The sequence below is a fragment of the Sneathiella litorea genome, assembly GCF_009882915.1.
GTDB classification, from domain to species: domain Bacteria; phylum Pseudomonadota; class Alphaproteobacteria; order Sneathiellales; family Sneathiellaceae; genus Sneathiella; species Sneathiella litorea.
On the sequence record NZ_WTUW01000002.1, the window covers coordinates 85,296 to 108,284 of the forward strand.

19 protein-coding genes are annotated in these 22,989 nt (G+C 55.1%); 15 read left to right on the forward strand and 4 right to left on the reverse strand.

From position 1 onward, the window contains the following. The first annotated feature begins 7 nt into the window (after positions 1–7). The 4 genes from GQE98_RS06640 to GQE98_RS06655 are packed head-to-tail and all read left to right on the forward strand — an operon-like array spanning position 8 to position 2,681. Complete coding sequence (locus GQE98_RS06640; RefSeq protein ID WP_161314903.1) at positions 8–808, forward strand: crotonase/enoyl-CoA hydratase family protein; 801 nt, start codon at positions 8–10, stop codon at positions 806–808. After that, positions 801–1,079, forward strand: coding sequence for a hypothetical protein (locus GQE98_RS06645; RefSeq protein WP_161314904.1), 279 nt, complete (start codon positions 801–803; stop codon positions 1,077–1,079). Before GQE98_RS06640 ends, GQE98_RS06645 begins: the two co-directional genes overlap by 8 nt. Positions 1,080–1,098: 19 nt before the next feature. Further along, on the forward strand, positions 1,099–1,695 hold the full coding sequence (locus tag GQE98_RS06650; RefSeq protein ID WP_161314905.1) for a uracil-DNA glycosylase family protein: 597 nt from the start codon (positions 1,099–1,101) through the stop codon (positions 1,693–1,695). After that, positions 1,692–2,681, forward strand: coding sequence for an alpha/beta hydrolase (locus tag GQE98_RS06655; RefSeq protein WP_161314906.1), 990 nt, complete (start codon positions 1,692–1,694; stop codon positions 2,679–2,681). Before GQE98_RS06650 ends, GQE98_RS06655 begins: the two co-directional genes overlap by 4 nt. Here the strand turns inward: GQE98_RS06655 and gph are convergent, their stop codons facing one another. Further along, positions 2,682–3,347, reverse strand: coding sequence for a phosphoglycolate phosphatase (gene gph, locus GQE98_RS06660; protein WP_161314907.1), 666 nt, complete (start codon positions 3,345–3,347; stop codon positions 2,682–2,684). A gap of 101 nt (positions 3,348–3,448) precedes the next feature. On the opposite strand from gph, the gene glmU reads away from it, so the two are divergent. Together glmU and glmS are read left to right on the forward strand one after the other, a co-directional pair. Next, positions 3,449–4,786, forward strand: a complete 1,338-nt coding sequence (gene glmU / locus GQE98_RS06665; protein ID WP_161314908.1) for a bifunctional UDP-N-acetylglucosamine diphosphorylase/glucosamine-1-phosphate N-acetyltransferase GlmU — start codon at positions 3,449–3,451, stop codon at positions 4,784–4,786. Positions 4,787–4,823: 37 nt separating this feature from the next. Then, positions 4,824–6,647 (forward strand): glutamine--fructose-6-phosphate transaminase (isomerizing), encoded by a 1,824-nt coding sequence (glmS, locus tag GQE98_RS06670; protein ID WP_161314909.1) that lies wholly within the window; start codon positions 4,824–4,826, stop codon positions 6,645–6,647. A gap of 3 nt (positions 6,648–6,650) precedes the next feature. Here the strand turns inward: glmS and GQE98_RS06675 are convergent, their stop codons facing one another. The 3 genes from GQE98_RS06675 to GQE98_RS06685 form a co-directional block, all read right to left on the reverse strand. Continuing rightward, entirely contained in the window at positions 6,651–7,886 is a 1,236-nt protein-coding gene (locus tag GQE98_RS06675; protein WP_161314910.1) for an SAM-dependent methyltransferase, read from the reverse strand. Between the two features lie 336 nt (positions 7,887–8,222). Next, positions 8,223–8,729: a PAS domain-containing protein gene (locus tag GQE98_RS06680; RefSeq protein WP_161314911.1), complete on the reverse strand. Its 507-nt coding sequence runs from the start codon at positions 8,727–8,729 to the stop codon at positions 8,223–8,225. 16 nt (positions 8,730–8,745) lie between these two features. Next, the gene (locus tag GQE98_RS06685; RefSeq protein ID WP_161314912.1) at positions 8,746–9,675 is read right to left on the reverse strand and encodes a cation diffusion facilitator family transporter; all 930 of its coding nucleotides are present in this window, start codon (positions 9,673–9,675) and stop codon (positions 8,746–8,748) included. Positions 9,676–9,871: 196 nt separating this feature from the next. On the opposite strand from GQE98_RS06685, the gene gabD reads away from it, so the two are divergent. From gabD to cimA, 9 genes are all read left to right on the forward strand, one after another. Further along, positions 9,872–11,353, forward strand: coding sequence for an NADP-dependent succinate-semialdehyde dehydrogenase (gene gabD, locus GQE98_RS06690; RefSeq protein WP_161314913.1), 1,482 nt, complete (start codon positions 9,872–9,874; stop codon positions 11,351–11,353). Between the two features lie 68 nt (positions 11,354–11,421). Next, entirely contained in the window at positions 11,422–12,777 is a 1,356-nt protein-coding gene (gene gor / locus GQE98_RS06695) for a glutathione-disulfide reductase (RefSeq protein WP_161314914.1), read from the forward strand. Between the two features lie 144 nt (positions 12,778–12,921). Beyond that, complete coding sequence (locus GQE98_RS06700) at positions 12,922–14,301, forward strand: class II 3-deoxy-7-phosphoheptulonate synthase (protein ID WP_161314915.1); 1,380 nt, start codon at positions 12,922–12,924, stop codon at positions 14,299–14,301. A gap of 12 nt (positions 14,302–14,313) precedes the next feature. Further along, a complete protein-coding gene (locus GQE98_RS06705) occupies positions 14,314–15,468 on the forward strand; it encodes a nicotinate phosphoribosyltransferase (RefSeq protein ID WP_161314916.1) in 1,155 nt (384 codons plus the stop codon). Between the two features lie 158 nt (positions 15,469–15,626). Next, entirely contained in the window at positions 15,627–16,916 is a 1,290-nt protein-coding gene (locus GQE98_RS06710; protein WP_161314917.1) for an MFS transporter, read from the forward strand. Between the two features lie 81 nt (positions 16,917–16,997). Next, positions 16,998–18,659 carry an NAD+ synthase gene (locus GQE98_RS06715; protein ID WP_161314918.1) on the forward strand — a complete coding sequence of 554 codons (1,662 nt, stop codon included), beginning with the start codon at positions 16,998–17,000 and terminating at the stop codon, positions 18,657–18,659. Next, on the forward strand, positions 18,659–19,987 hold the full coding sequence (gene gltX, locus GQE98_RS06720; protein WP_161314919.1) for a glutamate--tRNA ligase: 1,329 nt from the start codon (positions 18,659–18,661) through the stop codon (positions 19,985–19,987). The genes GQE98_RS06715 and gltX overlap by 1 nt, the downstream gene beginning before the upstream one ends. Positions 19,988–20,002: 15 nt before the next feature. After that, a complete protein-coding gene (gene cysS, locus GQE98_RS06725) occupies positions 20,003–21,376 on the forward strand; it encodes a cysteine--tRNA ligase (protein WP_161314920.1) in 1,374 nt (457 codons plus the stop codon). Then, a complete protein-coding gene (gene cimA / locus GQE98_RS06730) occupies positions 21,376–22,983 on the forward strand; it encodes a citramalate synthase (protein WP_161314921.1) in 1,608 nt (535 codons plus the stop codon). The genes cysS and cimA overlap by 1 nt, the downstream gene beginning before the upstream one ends. The last annotated feature ends 6 nt before the right edge of the window (positions 22,984–22,989 follow it).

Sequence of the window (22,989 nt, forward strand, 5' to 3'; positions counted from 1 at the left end):
ACCCGTCATGACTGAAGCTCTTTTATATGAACAAGATGGGGGAGTCGTAACCCTCACGATCAATCGGCCAGAGGAGCGCAATGCCCTCTCCGATGATATCATCTTCGACGCATTCCTGAGTGCGGCGGACCGTATCAACAAAGACAACAGCGTACGCTGTGTGATCCTGACCGGGGCGGGCAAGGCCTTCTCTGCTGGCGGCAACGTCAAGCATATGCGCGACAAGGAAGGGCTGTTCGCCGGGACACCGGCCGAATTGCGCCAAGGCTATCGTCACGGCATCCAGAAAATCCCGCTGGCCTTCTATGACCTTGAAGTCCCGACTATCGCCGCTGTAAACGGCCCGGCGGTCGGCGCAGGCTGCGATCTTGCCTGCATGTGCGATATCCGTATTGCCGGAAAGTCCGCCAAGTTTGCGGAAAGTTTCGTGAAGCTCGGCATTATTCCGGGGGATGGCGGGGCCTGGTTCCTGCCGCGGGTCATCGGGCGCAGCCGCGCTGCGGAACTGACCTTCACCGGTGACATGATTGATGCGGCAACGGCACTCGACTGGGGCCTTGTCTCCAACGTTGTGGAGGATGCGGACCTGATGACGGCGGCAACGGACCTTGCCAAACGCATCGCGGCGAACCCGCCCCATGCGCTTCGCATGTCCAAGAAACTCCTGCGCGAAGGGGAGCATATGCGCCTCGACAGCCTGCTGGAAATGTCGGCGGCCTTCCAGGCGGCTTCCCATCACACGAAGGACCATGAAGAGGCCATTAATGCCTTTTTCGAAAAACGCCCGGGGAACTTCAAGGGTGAATGATCCTTTCCTCATCCTTCAGGGGGCGCAAGCCGCAAGTTGGCTGGCGATGCGGGGCCGGACAATCGGCCTCGCAAGTCCCGCCTGTTATGCTCAAGGGGAGGATGGGGAAATATTTAAAGTTAATAATGAGATTTGCGTTGTAAAAGGTTCTAAAATAACAATAAAAACTGAACATGACTGGCAGGAGTCGCCACCAAACGGGCTTGTCCTGCATCGACCCCGGCCAGATCAGAGCCTGTTGATCAAGGATCTGATGCACCACATCAGTTAATCACGCGGGGAAAGGCTGGATGACGGAAATGAATGATCCGCTGGCACCTCTCCTCACCGAAATTCGCGCCTGCCGGATATGCGAGGCGTATATACCGCTCGGCCCCCGGCCGGTGCTTATTGCGGATGCAGACGCCCCGATCCTGATTGCGGGGCAGGCGCCTGGCACCAAAGTTCATGAGAGCGGCATTCCCTGGGATGATCCATCTGGCGATCGGCTTCGTGACTGGCTTGGTGTAGATAAGGACACGTTCTATAACCCGAAGAATTTTGCCATCGTGCCGCAGGGGTTTTGTTATCCGGGCAAGCAAAAGAGCGGCGGGGACGCACCACCCCGGCCTGAATGCGCGAAAACCTGGCATCCGCGTCTGATACCGGAGCTTAAAAATATCAAGCTGACGCTTGCCGTTGGTCAATATGCCCATAAATATTACCTGTCATCCCGTCGTAAGAAAAACCTGACAGAAACAGTGGCCAGCTTTCGTGACTTTACCCCCGATATCCTGCCGCTGCCGCATCCGAGTTGGCGGGTTCAGGGCTGGATGAAAAAAAATAAGTGGTTTGAGATGGACATAATTCCTCATTTACAACAAAGGGTTCGGGAGCTTATCGGATGAGGTATATGAAGACGTTCTTTCGATATCTGTCACCTCTAGGGCTAGCCGTGCTTTTCCTCTCCGCCTGTTCGCCGGTGGTGCAGCAGGTTGGTCCGGCGAGTATGGAGGCAGAACTCAACGGTCAATATTTACAGACTCCGGACGGCGAAAAGATTCCCGTCAAGATCTGGGAAGCCTCAGGCGATCCGGTCGCTATCATAATAGCGGTTCATGGCTTTAATGATTACAGTAACACCTATGCCTTTCCTGGCAGCTGGTGGATCGGGGAGGGGCTGACCACCATCGCCTATGATCAGCGCGGTTTCGGGGAGGCGCCGAATTTCGGCATCTGGCCGGGGCAGGAACTGATGGTCCGGGATCTCGCCACAATAGTTGAGGAGACGCGAGAGAAATACCAAGGCAAACCGGTGTATCTTCTGGGCGAGAGCATGGGCGGCGCAGTGTTGATCACGGCGGTCACATCGGAGGGGTTTCCAAAGGTGGATGGCGTGATCCTGTCGGCCCCGGCGGTCTGGGGCTGGCAGGCTCTCAATCCCTTCTATCAGGCGGTTCTCTGGACGGCGGCGCATACTTTTCCTGATGTCAAGTTAACCGGGCAGGGCCTCGGTATTCAAGCATCCGACAATATCTCCATGCTGCGAAACCTCTCAGAGGACCCGCTCTTTATCAAGGAAACCCGCATCGACAGCGTCTATGGCCTCGTCAATATCATGGATGCCGCCTATGACGCCGCAAAGGATATCACGCTGCCGACCCTGCTGCTCTATGGGGAGAATGATCAGCTTATTCCGAAGGAGCCGATCGAGAAAATCGCCGCCGAACTCCCGCCGGGCAGCGATATCGTGCTCTATGAAAATGGCTGGCATATGCTGATGCGCGATCTGCAGGGGCCTGTCGTCTGGCGAGATATCGCCGAATGGATCAAGAAACGGCAAATCCCGTCCGGCAAGAAAATCGCCGCTCTCCCACTCTTTAAAGACGAATAGCTAACCGATCTGCCGGATTAATGGCACCAGCTCGTTAAAGTGATCTATGATGTAATCGGGGCCAAGTTTATGCACCGGCGTCTCCGTATAGCCATAGCTGACCGCGATACAGGGGATGCCCGCGTTATGGGCGGCATCGATATCGGAAATACTGTCGCCGATCATATAAGCCCGGCCGCCGTTATGCCCCATCGCTTCCAGTGTGCCGATAATATGGCCGGCATCGGGTTTGCGCACCTTGAAACTATCACCGCCGGTGGTTGCCTTGAAATACTGGGCGAGATTGAGATCAATCAGCAGGTCTTTTGCAAAGCGCATCGGCTTGTTGGTGCAAACCCCCATCACGGCGCCCGCGTCCCGGAAGGTCTCAAGCGCCTCGACCACCCCTTCAAAGGGGCGACTCTGGTCACTTAGATGTTCCTGATAGTAGGTAAAGAAATCTTCCACAAGCTCTTCAAATCGCTCGCTTTCCGGCAATCCGCCGGTGGCTTCCAGGCCTCGTTCCAGCAGCACGCGCGCGCCGCGGCCAACCATATGGCGGACATGTTCAAGGTCGATTATGTCCCGCCCGGCGCGCCTTAAGGAATGATTGAGGGCCCCGTGAAGGTCTGGCGCAGTATCCACTATAGTGCCGTCGAGATCGAAAATTATTGTGATTTCTTGCATCTATGTAAAATCCGGTAACATTTTTTTATTTGTTTATCTTGTAGGGTTAGGTGTTATTTAAGCCTGAGTCTAGTCAAGTTAGCTGAAAAACGAGTAAAGATATGTCGTCCATTGCCGCCGTTGTCCTCGCCGCCGGAGCCGGAACCCGCATGAAATCGGCCAAACCCAAGGTCATGCATGAAGTTGGGGGGCGTCCGATGATTTCCCATTTGTTGGGTACGGTGGGCGCGCTTGATCCTGCGAAAGTCGTAGTGGTGACGTCACCGAACATGGATACAGTGCAAAAAGAAGTTGCGCCCGCGGAAATTGCCATCCAGAAAGAAGCACTTGGGACCGGACATGCGGTGGCTGCTGCCCTTGAAGCGCTTGAAGGCTTTGATGGCGATGTGCTGATCCTTTATGGCGATACCCCGCTGATCGAGGTAGGGACCCTTCAGAAAATGATCGATAAACGCCGCGCAAGCGATAAATGCGCCGTGGTGGTGCTCGGGTTCGAGCCGGATGATCCGCTGGAGTATGGCCGGTTTGTCACGGACGCGAACGGGAACCTCACCGCGATTGTCGAATTTGCTGATGCAAACGCGGAGGAGCGCGCTGTAAGACTCTGTAATTCCGGAGTTATGGCGATCAATGCTGCGCATTTGGCCGACCTCATCAAGGCGGTCGACAACAAGAATGCCAAGGGCGAATATTACCTCACCGATATTGTCGAGATTGCGATCAAACGGGGCCTGACATGTGCCTATGTGAAGGGCGAGGAGGAGGAACTGCTCGGTGTCAACAACCGTGCCCAGCTTGCCGAAGCCGAGGCAATTGCGCAACAACGCTGGCGTGCGGCGGCAATGACGGCGGGTGCAACCCTGATCGATCCGGAGACAGTTTGGTTCAGTCATGATACGAAACTCGGGCGCGACGTAGTGATTGAGCCCGGCGTCTTTTTTGGCCCCGGCGTCACCGTCGGCGACAATGTTCGCATTAAGGCCTATAGTCACCTGGAAGGAACAACCATCGGGGAGGCGGCACAGATCGGTCCCTTCGCTCGGCTGCGTCCCGGTGCGGATATCGCGAGCGACGTAAAGATCGGTAATTTTGTCGAAGTGAAGAAATCACAAATAGAGAGGGGGGCGAAAGTTAGCCATCTCTCCTATATCGGGGATGCGCGCGTCGGCGCGGAGGCCAATATCGGCGCCGGCACCATTACCTGCAACTACGACGGCTATGACAAGTTCAAGACCGATATCGGGGCCGGGGCCTTTATCGGCTCCAACTCCGCGTTGGTTGCACCGGTGAAAATCGGCGATGGCGCGATTATCGGGGCTGGCAGCACGGTTTCGAAGAATGTGGCGGCCGACGCGCTCGGGATCGAGCGGGCGGAAGAAAAACAGAAGCCCGGCTGGGCAAAGCGTTTTCGTGACTTGAAGAAAAAAGTCAAAAAATAACGCTAGTATATTGATTTTATTATAAGGTTATCGAAATATGTGTGGAATTATCGGGGTTCTCGGCAAGAAGGATGTGGTGCCCTCACTGATTGGTGGGCTGAAGCGTCTCGAATATCGGGGCTATGATAGCGCCGGGATCGCAACCCTGACTGAAGGCGGCATCGATCGTCGCCGTGCCGAAGGCAAGCTTGTAAACCTTGAAAAGGTCCTGGACGTCAACGGCCTGACAGGGCTGGCCGGGATTGGCCATACCCGCTGGGCGACCCATGGGGTGCCGAATGAGGTCAACGCCCATCCGCATATGACCGAGCAGATCGCGCTCGTCCATAACGGTATTATTGAGAATTACCGCGAACTGGCTGACGAACTGACGGGCAAGGGCTATAAATTTGAATCCGAGACCGATACAGAAATCGCGGCGCAACTAATCTCCAGCTATATTGACGATGGCAAAGCACCGGAAGAGGCCATGGCCGCAGCGCTCAAACAATTGCACGGGGCGTTTTCCCTCGCGGTCATCTTCAAGAACCATGACAACCTGATGATCGGTGCCCGGCGCGGCGCCCCGCTTGCGGTTGGCTGGGGTGACGGCGAAATGTTTCTGGGTTCCGACGCGCTCGCCCTCGCGCCGCTGACTGTGCGGATCTCCTATCTGGAAGAAGACGACTGGGCTGTGCTCACCCGCGATGGCGCAACCTTTTATGACAAGGAGGGAACACAGGTCGAACGACCGATCAAGCAGACACAGCTCTCCGGCGCGATGATCGGCAAGGGTAATCACCGCCATTTCATGATGAAGGAAATCGCGGAACAGCCGGCAGTGATGGGGGAGACGCTGAATGCCTTCTTCAACCCGAAAAGCCGGACAATTACATTGCCCGATCTGCCGTTTGACTGGAACGAGTTGCCGAAAGTGACCATTGTTGCCTGCGGCACCTCCTTTTATGCGGGGATGATCGCGAAATACTGGTTCGAGGGGATCGCGGATCTCAATGTAGAAGTGGATATTGCCTCCGAGTTCCGTTATCGCCAGATGCCGCTCAAGAAAGGCGGGCTCGCGCTCTTTATCTCGCAATCGGGGGAGACAGCCGATACCCTCGCGGCGCTTAAATATGCGAAGGCAAACGGCCAGCATATAGCCTCTATCGTGAATGTGGAAGAAAGCTCCATGGGCCGGGAATCCGATTTTGTCTTCCATACCCAGGCCGGGCCGGAAATTGGCGTGGCCTCCACAAAGGCTTTTACCTGCCAACTGGTCACGCTTGCCTGTATCGCCATCGATGCCGGGGTCAAACGTGGCGTCATCAACCATGAGGAGGAGGCGCGTCTCTGTGCGGCGCTGTCCGAGGTGCCGGCGCGGGCTGCTGAAATCCTCGATAGTGACGAAAATATTAAGGCGCTTGCCGAGGAAATATTCGAGGCGCGCGACGTCCTCTATATCGGCCGTGGCACTGGCTATCCCATCGCTCTTGAAGGGGCGTTGAAGCTCAAGGAGATTTCCTACATTCATGCGGAAGGCTATGCGGCCGGCGAACTCAAGCATGGTCCCATCGCCCTGATTGACGAGATGGTACCGGTGATTGTTGTGGCACCAAGCGATCCGTATTTCGAGAAAACCGCCTCCAATATGCAGGAAGTGATGGCGCGGAATGCGCGGGTGATCTTCCTGTCCGACGCTGAAGGGATCAAGCAGCTTGGCGGGCGTGCATTAGGCTCAATCGAGCTGCCGACGGTGGACCCGTTTGTCGCCCCGATCCTCTATGCGATTCCAGTGCAGATTCTGGCCTATCACGTTGCTGTCCTGAAAGGCACTGACGTCGATCAGCCCCGCAACCTCGCGAAATCGGTTACGGTTGAGTAAGGGTTACTCCGCCGCGATACGGGCGGGATTGAGGTCGTTTTCCTCAATTTCGGTAATATAATTACGGGTGAGCGGTAGATCTTCGAGCTGCTTGGCGAGCTGGATCTGGAAGACAACCAGCCCGCTGTTGCGGAAGGACACCTCACTCGCCGAGAGGTAAAAGTCCCACATCCGGCAAAAGCGGTCATCATAGATTTCGCGCACTGTGTCTATCTTTTCATGAAAGCGCTCACGCCAGGCGCGCAGTGTTTTTGCGTAATGGAGACGGAGAACCTCGACATCCGTGACATAAAGCCCGGCTTTTTCAATGGATGGCATGACTTGCGAGAGTGGCGGGATATAACCGCCGGGGAAGATATACTTTTGTACCCAGGCATTTGTGGGCGAGGGGCGATCGGCAGTGCCAATGGTATGGATCAGTGCAACGCCGTCATCCGTCAGGATCGATTTCACCTTCCGGAAGTATTCTGCGTAGTGGGGAACGCCCACATGCTCGAACATACCAACAGAAACGATCCGGTCGAATTTCTCCTTCACGTCCCGATAATCCGTTAGACGGTAATCGACCTTGGTCGAGAGCCCTGTCTGTTTCGCTTTCTCCTGCGCATAGGCCAGCTGGTTTTTTGAGAGGGTTATACCGGTGACATTGACATTGGCATTTTCGGCCAGAAAACGTGCCATGCCGCCCCAGCCACAGCCAATATCCAGCACCTTTTGCCCCGGTTTCAGGGCTAATTTGGCGGCGATATGGGCCATTTTTTGAAGCTGCGCCAGTTCGAGGCTATCCTCCGGTGCCTTGAAGTAGGCGCAGGAGTACTGACGGTTCTCATCGAGGAACAGCTCATAAAAGTCATCGCTCAAATCATAGTGATGGGCGACGTTTTTCAGCGAGCGGCTTTTCGGGTTGAACTGATTGAAAAACCAGTAGAATCGATAGGCGAAATCGCCAATATTGACGAGTGGATGCCGGGAGCCCCAACCGAGGTTTATGGTGAATAGATCGAGAAGGTCATATATATCGCCTTCGTCAAGTGTGAGATCACCTTCCATATAGGCTTCGCCCAGGAACAGCTTGGGATAGATCGCGATTTTGCGGGCTACTTTTCTAGAATGAAGGCGGATTTTAAGGCTCGGGCCGGGCTCGGATCCCTTGTAAAAATGTTCCTTGCCGTCCGCATCATAAACCGTCAGCTGTCCCTGCTTGATAAGGCGTTTGAGTATTTGCGATAATAGGAACATATCAACTCCTGTATTCTATTCCGGCTCAGGTAAAATAACCGGGCGCGTTACCTGAAGGGCGGAGGATCCTATGCAGTTGTCTCTGATTTCCAATTAGGCCGTCACTACAAGCCACCGCACTCACAGGTCAGGTATCAACGTCCTGAACAGTGTTGCGGATTTCCTAAATCCTTCTCTAACTTATTCTCAATACTTGTATATTCGATAATTCTGAAACCTTGGAGAGCTAAAATCAAGCTCATTTTGGCTAGTTCAGGTATCTTTTATTACATTTTTTGAATAAACGGCGGTTTTATGGCGCCAATTCCTTCTCAGGTTGCGATCCAGGCTACAATTTCAGTCAACCAGGGAAAGCGCCCCGAGAATAAAGCCGACACTTCCGTCTTTCCGCAGAAGCGGACAATCAACGGTTTCAAAATTGGTATTCTCCACGCCGAGATACTCGACAATTCCGGTGCATCGTCCGGGTTTTTTCTGTTCTACAAGACCATCGAGATAAGTCGCAAGGCGGCGCAGTTCAGGCAGCGGACTGTTGACGGAAATGGCGTGCCCGCGCAGCGAAACGCCGATAATGCTGACAACATTTTCCCCGTTTAGCCGATGCAGATACTGCCCGGGCGAGATTGCCTCGATCAGGTAGAGGGAGGAGGCAATCGACCAGTGACGGGAAATATCGAAATCCTCACGCGCCGGTAGGTGGGGTTTATGGCCATCCCACCATTGATACAGCTTGCGGACAGTTGATGTCTTGAAGTCATTTTCCGACTGGGCGTCCAGGCGAACAACCTTTTTGAAATTATCTGATCGGGGTTCTTCTTCTACTGTCTGTACTTTCACATCCACTTTGGGCTTTTCCTTTTTATTCTGATATCGAGCGATTGTGAGAGAGGAAGCTTTGCGCCTCGATAAAGACGCGTTTGACATTAGGAAACTGCTTTTTGATGCGTGTCTCCATGTCGCTGATCATTTCTTCCACTTCGGAGGAGGACATGCTGTCTGCAAAATCAAGGCTGACGTTCACCAGGATATCCGTCGGTCCCAGATGCATGGTGAGCAGTTCATTAACACTGAGAATCCGGCCGTTGTCCCGCAAGATCTCCCGGATCCCTTCAGTCACCACCGTGCCGGCGCTTTCACCTATCAGCAGGCCTTTGCATTCAATGGAAAGAAGGACAGCCACTCCTGCCAGGATAGCTGCGATAACGACCGATGCCACCCCGTCCAGTTCGGGGATACCGAGGTGCTGGGCAAAGAAAATACCGACAAGCGCGGTGATCAGACCGAGCATTGCAGCCGTATCCTCAAACAGAATTGTAAAGATGGTGGGATCCTTGCTGCGACGTACCTCCTCCCAGAGACCACGATCGCCTTTAACCTTCTGAAACTCTATATAGGCCACACTCCAGGCCCAACCTTCAAAAATTATCGCGAGACCCAGCACGACATAATTCCAGGTCGGATCGGTGATAACCTCCGGGTTGCGGATATGTTTGATCCCCTCGTACAGGGAAATGCCCGATCCCAGCGCGAATATCAGGATGGCAACAACGAAGGACCAGAAGTAAAGCTCCATCCCATAGCCGAAAGGATGCTTTTGGTCGGGCTGTTTCTTGGCTCTCCTGAGACCATGTAGCATCAGCACCTGATTGCCGGTATCAACAAGCGAGTGCACCCCCTCGCTTATCATGGCGGAACTGCCGGTAATGCTGGCGGCTATAAATTTGGAGACCGCAATCAGGCTGTTGCCGAGAAGCGCCGCGTATATGACTTTCTTGGACCCACTCGCCACAGCAATTCCCCCTAATATGTTATTCTTCAACCTAGATTACGGCGCAACGTCCTAATTTTCAACTAAACTCAACATGTAAAATCAAGAATACGTTAAGGATCGTTGATTGACTATTGGATATTGTGGCATAAACTCCGGCCTCAATTAATGCGACGAAGGCCGCGTGTTACATAAATTTGGAACCAAGGAGTTCACCATGCTGGACAAAAACACCAATCCGCTCAACCTGAAAGATCCCGACCTGTTGCGGATGCAGGGACTTGTGGCCGGAAAATGGTGCGATGCAGATAGCGGAAAAACGTTGGAGGTAACTAATCCCGCGACTGGTGAAGTGATTGGTACGGCCCCCCTGATGTGTGCGGATGAGACCCGCCGCGCAATCGAGGCAGCAAAAGCTGCGATGCCCGGATGGGCCGGCAAGACCGCGAAGGAGCGGGCGAATATCCTGCGTAAATGGCATGACCTGATGCTGGAGAACACCGACGACCTCGCAAAAATCATGACGGTCGAGATGGGCAAGCCGCTGGCTGAGGCAAAGGGCGAGGTGGCCTATGCCGCATCCTTTATCGAATGGTTTGCCGAGGAAGGCAAACGTATTTATGGCGATACCATCCCGGAACATCAGAACGATAAACGCATTGTCGTGATCAAGCAGCCAATTGGCGTCACTGTTGCGATTACGCCTTGGAACTTCCCCATTGCCATGATTACGCGAAAGGCTGCGCCGGCACTTGCCGCAGGTTGCCCGATGGTGATCAAGCCCGCGGAATTGACCCCTTATTCCGCCTTTGCCATGGCCGTGCTGGCAGAGCGGGCGGGTATCCCCGCCGGTATTCTCGGTATTGTGACGGGCGATGCACAGGCCATCGGTAAGGAAATGACATCCAATCCCATCGTGGCCAAGCTGACCTTCACGGGCTCGACTGCCGTCGGTAAGCTGCTGATGGAGCAATGCGCGGGAACGGTCAAGAAAACCTCCATGGAACTTGGCGGCAATGCGCCCTTCATCGTCTTTGATGATGCGAACATCGATGAAGCGGTTGAGGCCGCGATTGCCAGCAAATACCGCAATGCCGGGCAGACCTGTGTCTGCGCCAACCGCCTCTATGTACAGGACAACATCCAGGATGCATTTGTTGCGAAGCTGATTGAGCGGGTAAAGGACATTAAAGTCGGCAACGGCCTTGAGGACGGCGTGATGCAAGGCCCTCTGATCACCGAAGCCGCCGTCGAGAAGGTGGAGGATCATATCAAGGATGCGTTGGGTAAGGGGGCGGCCCTGGCGGTTGGCGGACATCGCCACTCCCTTGGTCAGACCTTTTTTGAGCCGACCATCCTGACTGGTGTGACGCAGGAGATGAAAGTTGCGAAAGAAGAAACTTTCGGCCCTATGGCGCCGATCTTCACCTTCACGGATGAGGCCGATGTTATCGCCATGGCGAATGATACGGAATTTGGTCTTGCCGCCTATCTCTGCGCTCGCGATATTGGCCGCATCTGGCGGGTGAGCGAGGCATTGGAATATGGGATTGTTGGCATTAATACGGGTATAATCTCGACTGAAGTTGCGCCTTTTGGCGGTGTTAAACAGTCCGGAATTGGGCGAGAGGGTTCAAAATACGGTATTGATGACTATCTGGAGATTAAATACATGTGTATCGGTGGCATCAATAGCTGATCGCCGGGACAACTTCTGGGGCCGCGCCAACCAGATGCCGCATTGGCATTCGAAATAGGAAGAATAAAGTGGAATTCGATTACGACCTTTTTGTCATCGGGGCAGGCTCCGGTGGTGTACGCGCCTCGCGCATTTCATCCAGCCTCGGCGCCAAGGTGGCGATTGCCGAAGAGTTTCGGGTTGGCGGCACCTGCGTCATTCGTGGCTGCGTACCGAAGAAACTGTTGGTCTATGCGAGCCATTTCTCGGAGGATTTCGAGGATGCGGCCGCCTATGGCTGGACCGTCGGGGAGACGAGCCATTCCTGGGAAAAGCTGATCGCCAACAAGGACAAGGAAATCGACCGGCTTAACCGCATCTATCACACGATCCTCGACAACAATAATGTCGAGCTGTACCAGGGACGTGCAACACTGGTTGATCGCAATACGGTACGTGTCGGTGATAAGGAAATCACGGCGAAATATATCCTGATTGCCACGGGCGGTGCGCCGGTTATGCCGGATGTGCCGGGAATTGAGCATGCCATTTCCTCTAATGAGGCGCTGCATCTGGAGGAATTCCCGACACGCGTGATCGTCGTTGGCGGCGGCTATATCGCCGTCGAGTTTGCCGGTATTTTCAACGGTCTCGGCGCGGAAGTAACACAACTATACCGGAGCACCCAGATTCTACGCGGCTTTGATGCGGATGTGCAGAATTTTCTTGCCAGTGAAATTCAGAAGAAGGGCATTAACCTTCGCACCCATTCAAACCCGGCAAAAATCGAGAAAACCGAGAGCGGCCTGAAGGTCACGCTGGAGGATGGCGATGTGCTGGAAACCGACGCGATCATGTATGCCACGGGCCGCCGCCCCAATACGGCGGGGCTCGGCCTTGAGGACATCGGCGTTGAATTGAAGGATAACGGCGCGGTGAAAGTTGCGCCGGATTCGCAGACGACGGTGGATAACATCTATGCCGTGGGTGATGTCACGGACCGGATTGCGCTAACCCCTGTCGCCATTCATGAGGGCATGGCCTTTGCAGAGACGGTTTTCGGTGGTCGCCCGCGGGCAATGGATCACGAAAATGTCCCTTCAGCCGTCTTTTCCCAGCCACAAGTCGGTACCGTCGGTCTGACCGAGGAGGAGGCGCGGGAGATTTATGGCAAGGTCGATATCTATAAATCCGAGTTCCGCCCGATGAAGCAGACCCTGACCGGTGGCACGGAGAAGGCCTTCGTCAAGCTGATCGTCAGTCAGGAGAGTGATATTGTCGTCGGCGCGCATATTGTCGGCGGGGACGCAGCGGAGATAATCCAGGCCGTTGGCATTGCCCTCAAATGCAAGGCAACGAAGGCGCAATTTGACGCCACTGTGGGTGTGCATCCGTCACTTGCCGAGGAAATCGTCACCATGCGGGAGAAATTTGTCGCCAGCTGAGGCGGACCCTATGTCACAAATTAAGTGGAAAGCTGGCGCTTTTTTTGACCTAAAAGTCGAAAAAAGGCCGGTTATCCATTGCGAAAACCGTAAAAGGCTGTAGATAATAGCTCTTTGAGCGAATGAGATTTAAGGAATATTGCGATGTCTAAAACCTGGACCCCTGAAAGCTGGAGACAAAAACCTGTACGCCAGCTGCCGACATATCCGGACATCCAGGCCGTTGAAGCGGTTGAGAAAGAGTTAAGTTCATTTCCACCGCTCGTATTTGCAGGTGAGGCGAGAAGCCTTAAGAAAAAACTTGCAGACGTGGCCAACGGCCGTGCTTTTCTTCTTCAGGGCGGCGACTGCGCCGAAAGCTTCGCTGAATTCCACCCGAATACCATTCGCGACACCTTTAAGGTGCTGCTGCAGATGGCTGTTGTCCTGACCTTCGGTGCAAACTGCCCGATCGTGAAGGTCGGCCGCCTTGCCGGGCAGTTCGCCAAGCCGCGCTCCTCCGATACTGAAACGATTGGCGGCACCGAATTACCAAGCTATCGCGGTGACATCATCAACGGTTTCGAATTCGACGAAGCCGCCCGCATTCCCGATCCCGCGCGGATGCTGAAAGCCTACTCTCAGGCGGCGTCGACCCTTAACCTGCTCCGCGCCTTCTCACAGGGTGGCTATGCCGACCTGCATCAGGTTCACAGCTGGAACATGGGATTTGTCGCCAGCGGGGCTCAAGGGGACCGCTACCGCGAAATGGCGGATCGTATCCATGATGCGCTCGCCTTCATGGACGCCTGTGGTGTCTCCTCAACCAACACCCCGGAAATGGGGCGGACGGATTTTTATACATCGCATGAGGCACTGCTGCTGCCGTATGAACAGTCCCTGACCCGTATCGACAGCACCTCGGGCGATTATTACGACACCTCCGCGCATATGCTGTGGATTGGTGACCGTACCCGTGATCCGGACGAAGCACATGTGGAGTTCCTGCGGGGTGTTTCTAACCCGATTGGCGTCAAGGCTGGCCCGACGCAATCTGCAGATGGCCTCTTACGCCTGATTGATGAGCTGAACCCGGAGAATGAGGCGGGGCGGATGACAGTTATCTGCCGTTTCGGCGCGGACAATGTCGAAAAACACCTGCCGGAGCTGATCCGTAAGGTGGAGCGGGAAGGGCGGACGGTCGTCTGGTCCTGCGATCCGATGCATGGCAATACGATCAAGTCCTCCACCGGTTACAAGACCCGTCCTGTCGACCGTATCCTGACGGAAGTGCGGCAGTTCTTTGATGTGCATCAGGCAGAAGGCTCCTACGCCGGTGGCGTGCATTTCGAGATGACCGGCCAGAATGTCACGGAATGTATCGGCGGCGCTTTCGAGGTGACCGAGGAAGGGCTCAGCGACCGGTATCATACTGCCTGCGATCCGCGGCTCAATGCCAACCAGGCCCTGGAATTAGCGTTTCTAATTTCCGAAATGATCAAAAAAGAAAGGGGAAACGGGACGGCAATTGCAGCCGCCTCGTAATCTTCGACGCATATGACCAGTCAAACGCCAGTTGCCAAGCGGGAGGCGGTGGATAGCGCCATCGCCAACCATACGGACCAGTATTTTAATAAAACGAAACGCGTCATTGGGCAGTTTGGCGATAAAACAGTGACTTACGCGGTTTTTATGCGGCGTCCGGTTATCTTCTGCCCGCGCATCATGCTCGACTGGCTGGAGAGCGTTGCAAAAATGCGCGACCGCAGTTTCAAGATTGAGCCCTGCTTCGAGGAAGGGGACTGGGTTGGCGCGGGTGAACCCCTAGTCTACATCACCGGCAGTTTTCATGATCTCGTGGACCTTGAAACTCTTTATTTGCAGAAACTTGGTTCGGCCTGCGTTACCGCCTATAATGCTTTTGCCATGTGTTCGCATCTGCCCGAGGTAAAATTCCTGGCTATGGATGCCCGTCACTGCGCCGGAAGCGAGATGGCCGATATGATGGCCTATGCGGCTTCGGTCGGCAGCCGTGCCGCGCAGAAGGAATTGGGTGCCATCGGATTCATTGGTAATGCGAATAATTCAACCGCCCATTACTTCGGAAATGACAAGGGCCTCGGCACAATGCCGCATGCGCTTATCGGCTATGCCGGAAGCACCCTGCGCGCGGCGGAAATGTTTCACGAAAGCTTTCCTGACGATCCACTCACTGTTCTTGTTGATTATTTCGGCAAGGAAGTGACCGATGCCCTTGAAGCCTGTGCCCATTTTCCCGAAATGGTCGCGGCTGGAAAAATGTCCGTGCGCATGGATACCCATGGCGGCCGCTTTATCGAGGGGCTGGACCCCGCGACATCATATGCGGTGTTGGAACGGCATATGCCGCGCGGTATCCGGCAATACCGGTCGGAGCAGGAATTGAAATGGCTGGTCGGGACCGGGGTCTCGGCGGCCGCAATATACTCGATGCGCGAAAAACTCGATGACGCGGGCTTTGAGAAGGTCAAGATTGTTGCCTCGTCTGGTTTCTCGGTTGATAAATGCCGGATCATGGGCAATATGAAAGCGCCGATCGATGTCGTTGGAACAGGGTCGTTCCTGCCGGAGATCTGGCCGGAAACCTATGCTACTGCCGATATTATTTCCTATGATGGTGTTCCGGGCGTTAAAGTGGGCCGGGAATTCCTGATAAAGAAGGAAAAGCGCTAACGCTGCCTTTTTAGGATAGGATGTGTCGCTTTTCGATTGGCGGGATGCCGTATTTATGATCAAAAGCGGAGAAAATGTAAGCCCCTTTTTTTGATTGGTTGGCCATGTACGCTGCTGTATTAAATTCCTGGCCGCTCCTGTTAGGGTTGGGCCTGCTGATGATCGGAAACGGTCTGCAACTGAGCCTTGTCGGTATCCGTGCGTCGCTGGAGGGATTCCCTGCCGCCATCACCGGTTTCGTCATGTCCGCCTATTACCTTGGCTTCCTGTTCGGGTCGATTATCACGCCCAAAATTCTGGCCAATGTCGGCCATGTCCGCGTTTTTGCGGCGTTGGCGTCGCTCGCGTCGTCCGCGGCGCTTATCTATGTGGTGTTCGTTGATCCCATCGTCTGGGGCATGATGCGGCTTGTTACCGGTTTTGCTTTCGCGGGGCTCTATATTGTCTGCGAAAGCTGGCTGAATGACGCCGCAACCAATGAAACTCGCGGCCAACTCCTTTCGGTTTACATGATTATCATGATGGGCGGCATGGCATTCGGTCAGGTCTTCCTGAACGTGGCGGATCCGGGGGGATACTCGCTCTTTATCTTTGTCTCCGTGCTGGTTTCGCTGGCGCTGATCCCGATGGCGCTGACTGCGAACCCGGCGCCCAACTTCACGGCCAGCACCCGACTCAAGCTAAAAGAACTTTATAAAATTTCCCCGCTCGGTGTTGTCGGCATGTGCGCACAGGGTGTTATCGGCGGTGCCTTTTACGGCATGGCGGCGGTATATGGCGATAATATTGGTCTGTCGGTTGCACAAATCTCCAGTTTTATCAGTGTGTCAATCATGGGCGGCGTCATTCTGCAATGGCCGGTCGGGCGATTCTCGGACCGGTTTGATCGCCGCTTAATCCTGATGATCACGACAATGTTAAGTGGCGGTGCTGCATTACTTGCGCTCTACGCAGGGGAGACAGGCAACTTTTTGCTCTTCCTGGGGGCAGTAGGGTTGTTTGGCGGATTTTCTGTCCCGCTCTATTCGCTCTGCATCGCTTATACAAATGATTATCTGGAACCGGATAAAATGGTTGCCGCCAGCAGCGGCCTGATGTTTGTCAATGGCGTTGGCGCGATTTTCGGACCGTTGATTGTCGGCCAGTTAATGTCACTTATTGGTAGCGAGGTTTTCTTCGCCTGGATTGCAGTGGCCCATATCGCGATTGGATTATTTGCCATTTACCGGATGCAGATGAACCGGGCCATGCCGATGGAGGATCAGGGTCCCTTCGTTGCCATGCCGGTCCGTGCCGGTGCGGCGGTCGCTACGCTTAACCCGGAAACGGAAGAATGGGTCAATGACGAGCCGCCCGCCTATAGCGAAGGAGAGTCGGGGGACGAAGAGGATATCGAACAGACGGAAATCATGGATGACGGCCCGGCGCTCGGCACGAATAATCCCTGAATTACAATTTTTTAGCAGCTTTTCATCGGAAAAAGCGATCTAGAGATTGCTGAGCGCGTCAAGGCGGGTTAGAAAACCGTCATGACTGATCATTTGAAAATTGCACTGGCACAGGCGAACCCGACGCTTGGGAATATTGACGGTAATGTTACCCTGGCCAGGGCCTTCCGTGAAGAGGCGGAAGCCTTCGGTGCGGATATCATTGTGTACCCGGAGCTTTTTCTGACCGGCTACCCGCCAGAGGACCTGGTGGAAAAACCGGCCTTTCAGCGGGCAGTGCAGAAGGCAATGGAGGATCTGGCCGAATTGACCCTTGATGGCGGGCCGGCCATGCTGATGAGTGCGCCAATGGTCGAGGAGGGCAAGCTCTATAACGCTGTTTGCCTGCTTGAGAACGGGAAAATCTCCGCCCGTCGGTTCAAGAATAAACTGCCAAATTACGGCGTTTTCGATGAAGTCCGGGTTTTTGAGGCCGGGCCGCTTCCCGGGCCGATCCCCTTTAAGGGCGTCCGCCTTGGAGTGATGATCTGCGAAGACATGTGGTTTACGGACGTTGCCGAGTGTCTTGCCGAGACCGGCGCAGAGATGCTGATTGTTCCCAATGGCAGCCCCTTTGATCATAGGAAGCCCGATGAGAGGCTTAATCACGCGGTGCATCGGGTGACAGAGACGGGCCTGCCCCTCGTTTATCTCAACCAGATCGGCGGGCAGGATGAGCTTGTCTTCGACGGTGCGTCATTCGTCATGAATGGCGACCGGTCACTCACCGTTCAGATGCCAAGCTGGAAAGAAAGCCTCGTCATTACAGACTGGTACCGCAAAGAGAATGGCTGGGTTTGCGAAACCGAGGAAATAATAGAGCCGGGCGACGAACTGGACCAGATCTATCACGCTATGGTGCTGGGCCTGAAGGATTATGTGGAGAAGAACCGGTTCCCGGGCGTCGTTCTTGGCCTGTCGGGCGGGATAGATAGTGCCTTGAGCGCCGCGGTTGCCGTCGATGCCCTAGGGGCGGAGCGGGTTCACTGCGTCATGATGCCGTCGAAATATACCTCGACAGAGAGTCTGAATGATGCAGCGGAATGTGCAGCGCTTCTCAATGTCAAGCTGGACAGTATATCCATCGCACCTGCCGTTGAGGCCTTTGACGTGATGTTGCAGGAACCTTTCGCCGGGCTGGAGCCGGATATCACGGAAGAGAATATCCAGTCGAGGATTAGGGGTATGACCCTTATGGCGCTATCCAACAAGCTCGGGCATATGGTCCTGACTACCGGCAACAAATCTGAGATGTCTGTTGGCTATGCGACCCTCTATGGCGATATGTGCGGCGGCTATTCGGTGCTCAAGGATGTCTACAAAACTACTTGCTTCAGGCTGTCGGAATGGCGGAATGCGAATTTCTCCCCATTGTTCAAGGGGGCGCCGGGGCCGGTGATGCCGCAGAATGTGATTTCCAAGCCGCCGACCGCCGAACTGCGCGAGGATCAGAAGGACGAGGACAGCCTGCCGCCGTATGATATTCTCGACGGGATTCTTTACGGGTTGGTGGAAGAGGAAAAATCCTTCGCGGAACTGGTGGAGGCCGGGTTTGAGGCCCATACCATCGCCCGCATCCAGAACCTGCTTTATATCGCCGAGTATAAACGCCGTCAGGCACCGCCCGGCGTCAAGATTTCCACAAAGAGTTTCGGTCGTGATCGACGCTATCCGATCACTAACGCCTTTAGGGATAAGCGATAATGACAAGACTAAGATTTGCGCCGAGTCCTACGGGATTTCTGCATGTCGGCAATGCCCGGCTCGCTCTGATCAACTGGTTAACGGCCAGGAAAGAAGGCGGGGAGATGATCCTCCGTCTCGATGACACGGACGAGGAACGATCGACCGTAGAATTCGCCGAAGCCATCCAGGAAGATCTTAAATGGCTCGGACTGGATTGGTCGGAACTGAAGAAGCAGTCGGACCGAAGCGATGCCTATACTGCCGCCTTTGAGACACTAAAGACTGCCGGGCGGATCTATCCCTGCTATGAAACGGGAGAGGAGCTGGATTACAAACGCAAGCGCCAGCTTGCCCGCAAGCTACCGCCGATTTATGACCGGGCAGCGCTGAACCTGACCGAGGAAGACAAGGCAAAATTTGAGGCCGAGGGTCGTAAACCACATTGGCGTTTCAAGCTCGAACAGGTCGTCATCCGCTGGGAAGACATGGTACGCGGGACCGTTGAGGTTGACGGTGCGAGCATGTCGGATCCGGTCCTGATCCGTTCTGACGGGCGGCCGCTCTATCATATGCCGTCCGTTGTCGATGACATTGATTTTGAAATCAGCCATGTCATCCGCGGGGAGGATCATGTGAGCAATACGGCACTGCATATCCAGATATTTGAGGCATTGGGCGCGCGCGTGCCGACCTTCGGCCATATCCCGTTGTTGACCGGGCCGGGCGGGGAGCCGCTCTCCAAACGCGAAGGGAGCCAGAGCCTGCGTGAAATGCGCGAAAACGGGATCGAGGCCATGGCGCTTAACAGCCTGCTGGCCCGTCTCGGTACCTCCGACAATGTCGAAATCCGCCACACCCTTGCGGATATTGTCGCCGGGTTCGACATCACCCATTTCAGCCGAGCGGCCGCGAAATTCGATCCGGCGGAACTTTCCAACCTGAATGCCAAGCTCCTCCATGAGCTGGAATGGACCGAGGTGAAGGACCGGATCGCCATTGATGGTGCGGATGAGGCTTTCTGGCTCGCCATTCGCGGCAATCTTACCACACTGAAGGACGCGAAAGACTGGTGGCAGGTGGTCACGGGACCGATGACCCCGGTGGTGGAGGATGCGGATTTCCTGAACACGGCGGCAGACCTGTTGCCGGAAGGGGAAATCACCACGGACAGCTGGAAATCCTGGACGACCGCCATCAAGGAAAAGACCGGCGCGAAGGGAAAGGCACTCTTCATGCCGCTCCGTCTCGCGCTGACCGGACGGCCTCACGGACCGGAAATGAACAATCTGTTGCCCCTGATTGGCCGGGAAAATATACTGGCCCGCCTTTCAGGACAGACCGACTGAGTTTAAGGAAGAAAAGTGACCCTGCAGCTTTACAATACAGCCCATCGTAAAAAGGAAGAATTTGTTCCCCTGAAAGAAGGGGAAGTGGGCATGTATGTCTGCGGGCCGACGGTCTATGACTTCGCCCATATTGGCAATGCGCGCCCGGTCGTCATCTTTGATGTGCTGGCGCGTCTGCTCCGGCATGAGGGCTACAAGCTCACCTACGTCCGCAATATCACCGATGTGGAAGACAAGATCATCGCCGCAGCGGAACAGAACGGCGAAACGATCGATGATCTCACCCGCCGCACGACCGAGGCCTATCATGCGGATATGGCAGCCTTAAACGCGCTTCCGCCGGATATCGAGCCCCGTGCGACAGAGCATATCGACGGCATGATCCGGATGATCGAAAAACTGATCAAGAAGGGCCACGCCTATGAGGCGGAGGGCCATGTGCTCTTCGATGTGACCAGCATGGCCGATTACGGCAAGCTGTCGGGCCGCAACCGCGACGATATGATCGCCGGTGCCCGCGTCGAGGTCGCGCCTTACAAGAAAGATCCGGCCGATTTCGTTCTCTGGAAGCCCTCCACCGATGATATGCCGGGATGGGACAGCCCCTTCGGGCGCGGTCGCCCCGGCTGGCATATCGAATGTTCGGTCATGAGCGAGGCAACGCTCGGCATCACCTTCGACATCCATGGCGGCGGACGCGATCTGATCTTCCCGCATCATGAAAATGAAGTTGCGCAAAGCTGCTGCGCCCATGATGGCGCCCCATTCGCCCGTTATTGGGTGCATAACGGCTTCCTGACGGTCGAGGGCGACAAGATGTCAAAATCCCTCGGCAATTTTCGTACCGTGCGGGAACTGCTGGCCGATGCACCGGGGGAGGCGCTTCGCTTGAACATGCTCTCCGCGCAGTATCGCCAGCCGCTCGACTGGACGGCAGAAGGGGTGACGCGGGCAAAAGCCAGCCTCGACCGGCTTTACACCGCCCTTCAGCACCTTGAGAATGTCGAGGCGGGTCCGATCGAGCCTGCCGCCGGGGTGATCGCCGCGCTTGAGGATGACCTCAACACGCCGCAGGCCCTGACCGAGCTTTATGCCCTCGCCGGAGAAGCAAATAAGGCGACCGATGAGGCCGAGAAAGCGCGCATCAAGGGATTTCTGCTTGGTTCAGGCCGCCTTTTGGGTTTATTACAACAGTCCCCGGAAGATTGGTTTAAAAAAGCGGACAGCGGCGATATCTCGGAAGAGGAGATTGAAGCGCTGATCCAGGCGCGGGTTGAAGCAAAAAAAGAAAAAGATTTTGCAAAGGCGGACGCAATACGCGACGACCTTGTAAAGAAGAAGGTCGTCCTCGAAGATGGCCCAAACGGCACCACATGGAAGAGAGCGTAATGGAACGGGAAAGACTTTATCTTTTTGACACAACGCTGCGCGACGGCGCGCAGACGCAGGGTGTGGATTTCAGTGTCGAAGACAAGACGAATATTGCCATGGCGCTCGATGGTCTCGGGATTGACTATGTGGAAGGGGGCTGGCCCGGCGCCAACCCCGGGGACACTGCCTTTTTCGCGAACCCGCCGAAACTTGAAAGGGCCACTTTTACCGCCTTTGGCATGACCCGGCGGCCGGGGCGCAGTGTTTCCAATGATCCGGGACTCAGCGCCATTCTCGATGCCAAGACGCCTGCCGTCTGCATCGTCGGCAAGGCGTGGGATTTCCATGTTGATGTCGCCCTCGGTATCACGCAGGAAGAAAATCTCGAACTGATCGCCGACAGCATTGCCGAAATTGTCCGTCAGGGGCGGGAGGCCATGTATGATGCAGAACATTTCTTTGATGGTTATAAATCGAACCCGGAATTTGCGCTCGCCTGCCTGAAGGCGGCTTACGGCGCGGGCGCCCGCTGGATGGTGCTCTGCGATACCAATGGCGGCACGCTACCCGATGAAGTAGAGCGGATCGTCACCGAGGTAATCGAGCATATCCCCGGCAGCCATCTTGGTATCCATACCCATAACGACACCGAGAACGCCGTCGCTAATACCTTGATGGCGGTGAAGGCGGGCGTGCGGCAGGTGCAAGGCACATTGAACGGCCTTGGGGAGCGTTGCGGCAATGCCAATATCATCTCCCTCATCCCGTCGCTGGTGTTGAAGGAACCGTTCAAATCCATGGTCGATACAGGCATCACGGAGGAGGGGCTGAAAAATGTCACTACCGTGTCTCGACTTCTCGACGATATCCTCAATCGCTCTCCCAACCGGCATCAGGCCTATGTCGGGTCGTCTGCCTTTGCCCATAAGGGCGGCCTGCATGTTTCGGCGGTGGAGAAGGACCCCAAGACATATGAGCATGTGGAACCTTCCCTCGTGGGTAACAAGCGGCATCTGTTGGTCTCTGATCAGGCAGGTCGATCCAACATCCTCGCCCAGTTACGTGATTTTGGTCTCGATATCGATCCAAAGGATCCGAAGGTCGATCGTCTGTTAGAGGAAGTGAAACAGCGGGAGTTCGATGGCTTCTCCTATGACGGCGCGCTTGCCAGCTTCGAGTTGATGGCCCGTCGCCGTCTGGGGCAGGTGCCGAAATATTTCGACGTGGAAAGCTTCCGCGTCCAGGTGGAGCGGCGTCACAATGCAAAAGGGGAGCTTCTGTCTGTCTCCGATGCGGTGGTGAAGCTGATGATCGACGGGGAACGCTATATGTCCGTCGGGGAGGGAAATGGCCCGGTCAATGCGCTTGATTCTGCGCTGCGCAAGGATTTGGGCAAATATTCCGACTTTATCGACGATCTCCGCCTTGTTGACTTCAAGGTGCGTATCCTCACCTCGGGTACTGAGGCCGTGACCCGCGTGCTGATCGAAAGTACCGATAAAACCAACAAACGCTGGTTCACGGTTGGTGTGTCTCCTAATATCGTTGATGCGTCCTTCGCCGCGCTGATCGACAGTATTACTTACAAGCTTTATCGGTCGGGCGCTCCGGCCTCGGGGAAATAAACCATC